Below are 6444 nucleotides of genomic sequence, written 5' to 3' on the forward strand. Positions count from 1 at the left end.
AGACGACTTGCATGAGCGATAAGCAAACTCCTGAAAATGCAGTGGACTATAAAGCCACGCTGAACCTCCCAGGTACTGACTTTGCAATGAAGGCAAATTTGGCAGTACGTGAAGCGAAATGGTTAGAAGAGTGGTATGCCGACAACATTTATCAGCAGATTCGTGCATCGCGTATTGGCAAGAAAAAATACGTGCTTCATGACGGCCCTCCTTATGCCAATGGTCAAATCCATTTGGGCCATGCAGTCAATAAAGTTTTAAAAGACATCATTATCAAAAGCCGTGTCATGGACGGGTTTGATGCGCCGTATGTACCGGGCTGGGACTGTCATGGTCTGCCAATCGAACTGAAAGTCGAAGAAAAAGTCGGTAAAGTCGGCGTAAAAGTCGATGCTTCAACTTTCCGTAAAGCCTGCCGTGAATATGCCTACACACAAGTTGAATTACAGAAAAAAGACTTCGTGCGTATGGGCGTGTTCGGCGACTGGGACAATCCGTACCTGACCATGAACTTCAAACAGGAAGCGGATATCGTACGTTCGCTTGGTGCCATTGCCAAAGCAGGCCATATCGAACCTGGTCTGAAACCGGTGAACTGGTGTCTGGACTGTGGTTCATCTCTGGCTGAAGCAGAAGTTGAATACGAAGATAAAAAATCCGACGCGATTGATGTGGGTTTTACCGTTGTAGATTTAGCTGATTTATCTGCACGCTTGGGTGTAACCGTTACCGATTCAACGGACATCGTGATCTGGACCACGACACCTTGGACGCTACCTGCCAACCAGGCCGTTGCTCTGCATGCAGAGATTGAATACCAATTGGTGAAAGCCGTTGGTGAAAATAAAGTGGCACAAAACCTTATTCTTGCAAAAGATTTGGTTGCATCAGCAACAGAACGCTATGGCTTCGAGTCTTTTGAAGTTCTTGCTGACTTTACAGGCAGCAAACTTGAAAACTTACAATTACAGCACCCTCTGATTGCCGACCGTCAAGTTCCCGTTATTTTGGGTGAACACGTGATTGCAACCAGTGGTACAGGTGCCGTTCATACTGCACCGGGCCATGGTGTAGACGATTATAAAGTTGGCCTGATTTATAACCTTAAAGTAGACAACCCGGTCGGCGGAAATGGTGTGTATTTACCAACCTCGCCAATCTTTCCAGGCGAGCATATCTACAAAGCCAACCCCAAAATTATTGAAACATTGACTGGAGCAGGCAAGCTTTGGGCACATGTCGTCATCAAACATAGCTACCCACACTGCTGGCGTCATAAAACTCCAATTATCTTCCGTGCGACACCACAATGGTTCATCAGCATGGATGCAAAAGGTTTACGTCAAGGCGCATTAAACGCAATCGAAAATGAGATCAGCTTTGTGCCGGACTGGGGTAAAAACCGGATTCAGGCGATGATCGAAGGTCGTCCGGACTGGTGTATCTCGCGTCAACGTACTTGGGGTGTGCCAATCCCGTTCTTCGTGCATAAAGACACCAATGAGCTACATCCACGTACGCCTGAACTGATCGAAGAAGTCGCGAAACTGATCGAGCAGGAAGGGATTGACGGCTGGTACAACCGTGATGCATCTGAGTTCATCGGTGATGATGCTGAACACTACAACGCGGTACGCGATACGCTGGACGTATGGTTCGACTCGGGTACAACACACTTTGCGGTACTGCGTGAACGCGAAGAACTGACTGATCCTGCTGATTTATATCTGGAAGGTTCTGACCAGCACCGTGGCTGGTTCCAATCGTCTTTGTTAACGTCGATTGCGATCAATGAACGTGCGCCATATAAAGGTCTGCTGACCCACGGTTTCGTGGTCGATGAAAAAGGCCGCAAGATGTCTAAGTCGATCGGTAACGTCATCACACCGCAAGACATCATTAAAGATATGGGTGCAGATGGCTTACGTTTCTGGATCGCCTCTGCGGATTACCGTTATGAAATGACGGCTGGTAAGGAAATCTTTAGCCGTGCCTCTGATGGTTACCGTCGTATCCGTAACACGCTTCGTTTCTTGTTGGCGAACCTGAATGGCTTCAAACCGTCTACCGATGCATTGCCTGTAAATCAGTTGATTGCACTGGATCAATACATCCTGCAACGTGCAGCTGAGGTACAGAAAACTGTTCAGCAAGCCTATGAAGATATGAACTTCCATATCGTCACCAGCGCCTTGACTAACTTCTGTATCAATGACCTGGGTGGTTTCTACCTCGACATCATCAAAGACCGTCAGTACACCACCAAAGCAGACTCACAAGCACGTCATTCTGCACAAACTGCGTTGTATCACCTGGTACAGGCATTTGTTCGCTGGATGGCACCGATCTTGAGCTTCACAGCACAAGAAGCTTGGCCATTAATTCCTGAACAAACAGAGAAATATGTGTTTACTGCGGAATGGTATGACATTCCTGTAGCGACTGAAGCCAACATCGTGACAGAAACGGAATGGCAAACCCTGATTGCGGTGAAATCTGCGGTGAACAAGTTTATCGAGACAGCGCGTACTGCGAAAACAGTGGGTTCCAACTTGTCAGCCAAAGTTGAACTTTGGGCGTCGAACGAACTGAAAGCGGTACTTGATAAACTGGGTGACGAACTTCGTTTCGTATTGATTACGTCACAAGTGCTGGTGAATGAGTTTGATGCAGCTCAAGGTGAAGCATCTGATCTTGAAGGTCTTCACGTGAAAGTTTCTGCGGCAGATGGCGAAAAATGTGTACGCTGCTGGCATGTTCTTCCAGATGTGAATACACATAGCTCACATCCGGGACTATGCGGCCGTTGTATCATTAACCTTCCTACAGGCCAAGGCGAAGAGAGAAAGTATGCCTAATACCCACACGAAAAAGGGCTTATTCCAGTTCTATCCACATAATTTATGGTGGATTGGACTGGCCATTCTGGCGATCATTCTGGATCAATGGACCAAATGGATTGCAGTAACAAATCTGAATTATGCAGATCCTGTTCCTGTACTGCCCTTTTTAAATTGGACACTGCTACATAACTATGGCGCTGCCTTTAGTTTTCTGTCCGATGCCGGTGGTTGGCAACGCTATTTCTTTACTTCACTGGCAGGTTTAGTGTCTGTGGTCTTCGTGTTTTGGCTGATGCGTATGCCAAAAGACATGAAAATCTTGCCGCTGGCGATAGCCCTGATTCTGGGCGGTGCCATCGGTAATTTAATCGACCGGATCAGCCTTGGCTATGTGGTCGATTTTATTCATGTGTATTACCAGAACAGCCACTTCCCTGCTTTCAATATTGCAGACAGTGCCATTACTATAGGTACTATTCTGATGCTGATTGATACCTTTTTCTTAGAAAAACATCGAATTCAACGGGCGCAAGCACAACATGACTGATTTTATTCATCCCAACGAAGAAACCCGGGTTGCAGACGGTTCTAAAGTCGAGCTGCACTTTTCTGTCGCAATCGAAAATGGCGTGGAAATTGATAATACCCGTAGCCGTGAAGAACCAGTCAGCCTGGTGATTGGCGATGGCAATCTACTGCCTGGTTTTGAAAAAGCACTGATTGGCTTACGTGCCGGTGACCGTCGCACGGTCAGCCTGCCACCAGAAGATGCTTTTGGGCCATGGAATCCAGAAAACATCCAGAAATTTGACACGGTAAAATTCGGAGAACGTCCGATCGAAGGTCACATGATCGAGTTTGAAGACAAAGCCAAGGCCACCCTGTATGGCGTAGTCAGATCAGTCAATGATGATATTACCGAAGTGGACTTTAACCATCCATTGGCAGGCAAGAACATCACCTTTGAAGTGGAAATCTTTAAAGTGACACCTGCTGGCCAGCAAGGCGTTAAACTGATGTAAAGTTTCAACTAATTGACTGATTTAAAAAAGCTCCTTCGGGAGCTTTTTTTATGTTCCGGATACAAATCATGTCTAGTCACCTTTCTGAAATCTAATTAATTTAATTTGATGATTAAGACCCTGAAAAAGGACTAAATATGAAAATTTATATTGTGGTTGGGAGCGTGCGTGAGGGGCGTACTGCAATTAAAGTGGCGCATTGGGTACTGCAGGAAATTAAAAGTTATACCTTTAGCACTTTGGAAACTGAAATTGTCGATTTAAAAGAATGGGATCTTCCGCTATTTGCTGGCGCTCATCCTCCCCTGACCGGGATTTATGATCAGCCCAAACAGCAAGAGTGGGCAGACAAGATTGCGCTTGGAGATGCCTTTATTTTTGTCACGCCTGAGTATAATCATGGCTATAGTCCAGCTCTGAAAAATGCCCTGGACTATCTCGGCAAGGAATGGCAGGGCAAACCGGCAGCTTATATTGGTTATGGCGCGACCAATGGCTCACGTTCAATTGACCAGATTCGTCAAGTGGGTACTCAGCTTGGACTGGTGGATACTAATGCTGTCATCGAAATTCGGGATATTTTTGCACGGAACAAAGATTATTCCTTCCAGGGCAATGAATTCGATAATAAAAATTTAAAAGCTGCTGTAGATAAACTGATTCGGTATGTCAGTGCCTAATGATTAGACGGAAATCCTGTACGTTTTAGCCTACATGCAGCGCGGTATTTGGCGGCTATACCTTAATTTTCTGCAAGGCTATAGTGAATGCATAGACAGACAGAAAGTCTGCAAAGCGATACCACAACAATAAAAAGCGCAAATCAACAGGACGTTGACAGATTAGACAGGAGTCAGATCTGAGAAGCAAATCCAGAAAAGCCTCAACAGGATGTTGAGGCTTTTTTGTTTTAAACGATTTGTTTTGGCTTGAATAGTCATTTCTCAGTATCAGACATCAACCTGAAATCAGAGATAGAGCCCATCGGCAGCTTACAATCTCGAGATTTTCCAGTTTCCGGATGATATTTCTCTTAGCCCCATATCTTTAAAAAGCGGATTAAGGTGCTGTCATTTTTAACAGGTTGACTTGCGGACCATCCTCAATGACCCATAATGAACCATCCTCTGCCTGGGCAGCCCCACGAATCCGTTCTTTCATATTCAGACGCTGGATTTCTTTTACTGGGGTCTGAGTGGTATCTACAATCACGATTGCCTTGGAAGACAAACCGGTTACAATTGCCTTATTTTTCCATTGTGGGAAGATATTCGCAGTATAAAACAGCAAATCTGAAGGAGAAATTACTGGTGTCCAGTCCAGTGCCGGAGCTTCGAATTCAGGACGGGTACTGTGGTCAGGAATGGGCTTGCCATCATAATGATCGCCATTTGATACTAAAGGATAGCCATAATTTTTAGCCTTGATAATCTTGTTCAGTTCATCACCGCCTTTCGGTCCCATTTCAATGACCCAAAGCTGCCCTTTGGGATCAAACGCCATTCCCAGAGGATTACGATGTCCAAGACTCCAAACCTGCTGGGCAATTTTACCCTGATTCATAAAGGGATTATCGGCAGGAATTGAACCATCATCATTCAGGCGAATAATTTTACCGGCATTGGATTGCATGTCCTGTGCAGGATCAAATTGCTGACGCTCCCCCGAACTGATCCATAACTTGCCATCCGGCCCAAACACTATTCGATGCGCATAATGCCCCTGACCCGAAAATTTGGGAACTTGAGTCCAGATCCGTTTAATCTGTTTCAGTTGGGGGGTAGGCTGGCTCAAATCAAGTTTGCCACGAACAACCACAGCACCATATCCACCTTGACCCTTTTCAGCATAACTCAGATATACCCACTGATTCTTTGCAAAATCTGGATGTAAAGCAATTTCACCTAAGCCGCCTTGGCCTCCATACGCAACCTGAGGTATGCCTTTCACCTCGATTTTTTTCTTATTTTTGGGATCAAAGAGCTGCAATTTTCCTTTACGCTCAGTAATCAGCAGCTGGCCATCATTTAAGGTGGCAATTGCCCAAGGTTCATTAAATTGAGCAACCTGTTCAACCTTATATTTTTGCATGCTTGAAGAGACTGAATCGGATGCATGAGTAGCTATAGAAGTCTGTTGAGCAGTCTCAGAGCTAGAGGAGGAATTTTCTGCATGACAGGCAGTAAATGCCAAAGCACAGCAACTAAGTAAAATTTTTATTTTAAATTGCGATAACATTATCTTCTCCATACTGATTTATTGTCCAAATTAACATCAAGATACAGAGTTTCTGGTCTAAATTCAGCATAGAAAAGTAAATAGATATATTTTAAAAATTATAAATAGAATTTATTTTAATAAAGAATGAGTGACTAAGCTTTCGACTAAACTCCAGGCCTAAAAAAACACCCCCGGCCTTTAGACCGGGGGTGTTTTGAATAATGAGCTGGCGATGACTTACTCTCACATGGGTAATCCCACACTACCATCAGCGCTAAGAGGTTTCACTTCTGAGTTCGGGAAGGGATCAGGTGGTTCACTCTTGCTATGGTCGCCAGCACAACTGTTTATGACTTTGC

Annotated in this window: 5 protein-coding genes and 1 rRNA gene; 4 read left to right on the plus strand and 2 right to left on the minus strand. The window is 45.0% G+C overall.

All coding sequences use genetic code 11. From position 1 onward, the window contains the following. Positions 1-11 precede the first annotated feature (11 nt). From ileS to AY605_RS03975, 4 genes are all read left to right on the plus strand, one after another. Positions 12-2858 (plus strand): isoleucine--tRNA ligase, encoded by a 2847-nt coding sequence (ileS, locus tag AY605_RS03960; protein WP_064095153.1) that lies wholly within the window; start codon positions 12-14, stop codon positions 2856-2858. Further along, complete coding sequence (lspA, locus tag AY605_RS03965; protein WP_064095154.1) at positions 2851-3390, plus strand: signal peptidase II; 540 nt, start codon at positions 2851-2853, stop codon at positions 3388-3390. Before ileS ends, lspA begins: the two co-directional genes overlap by 8 nt. Continuing rightward, positions 3383-3865 (plus strand): FKBP-type peptidyl-prolyl cis-trans isomerase, encoded by a 483-nt coding sequence (locus AY605_RS03970; RefSeq protein ID WP_064095155.1) that lies wholly within the window; start codon positions 3383-3385, stop codon positions 3863-3865. The genes lspA and AY605_RS03970 overlap by 8 nt, the downstream gene beginning before the upstream one ends. A 137-nt stretch (positions 3866-4002) precedes the next feature. Next, entirely contained in the window at positions 4003-4545 is a 543-nt protein-coding gene (locus AY605_RS03975; RefSeq protein WP_064095156.1) for an NADPH-dependent FMN reductase, read from the plus strand. Between the two features lie 379 nt (positions 4546-4924). On the opposite strand, the gene AY605_RS03980 is transcribed toward AY605_RS03975, so the two are convergent. Both AY605_RS03980 and rrf read right to left on the minus strand, forming a co-directional pair. Next, positions 4925-6103 carry a PQQ-dependent sugar dehydrogenase gene (locus AY605_RS03980; protein ID WP_064095157.1) on the minus strand — a complete coding sequence of 393 codons (1179 nt, stop codon included), beginning with the start codon at positions 6101-6103 and terminating at the stop codon, positions 4925-4927. Positions 6104-6309: 206 nt separating this feature from the next. Next, positions 6310-6424 (minus strand): 5S ribosomal RNA (gene rrf, locus AY605_RS03985). Positions 6425-6444: the final 20 nt, after the last annotated feature.

The sequence above is a fragment of the Acinetobacter sp. SFD genome (assembly GCF_001647575.1).
GTDB classification, from domain to species: Bacteria; Pseudomonadota; Gammaproteobacteria; order Pseudomonadales; family Moraxellaceae; genus Acinetobacter; species Acinetobacter pecorum.

What these genes read in the sequence shown, in the direction of transcription:
- ileS (WP_064095153.1), top strand. Translation starts at nt 12, where the DNA reads ATGAGCGATAAGCAAACTCCTGAAAATGCAGTGGACTATAAAGCCACG.
- lspA (WP_064095154.1), top strand. Translation starts at nt 2,851, where the DNA reads ATGCCTAATACCCACACGAAAAAGGGCTTATTCCAGTTCTATCCACAT.
- AY605_RS03970 (WP_064095155.1), top strand. Translation starts at nt 3,383, where the DNA reads ATGACTGATTTTATTCATCCCAACGAAGAAACCCGGGTTGCAGACGGT.
- AY605_RS03975 (WP_064095156.1), top strand. Translation starts at nt 4,003, where the DNA reads ATGAAAATTTATATTGTGGTTGGGAGCGTGCGTGAGGGGCGTACTGCA.
- AY605_RS03980 (WP_064095157.1), bottom strand. Translation starts at nt 6,103, where the DNA reads ATGTTATCGCAATTTAAAATAAAAATTTTACTTAGTTGCTGTGCTTTG.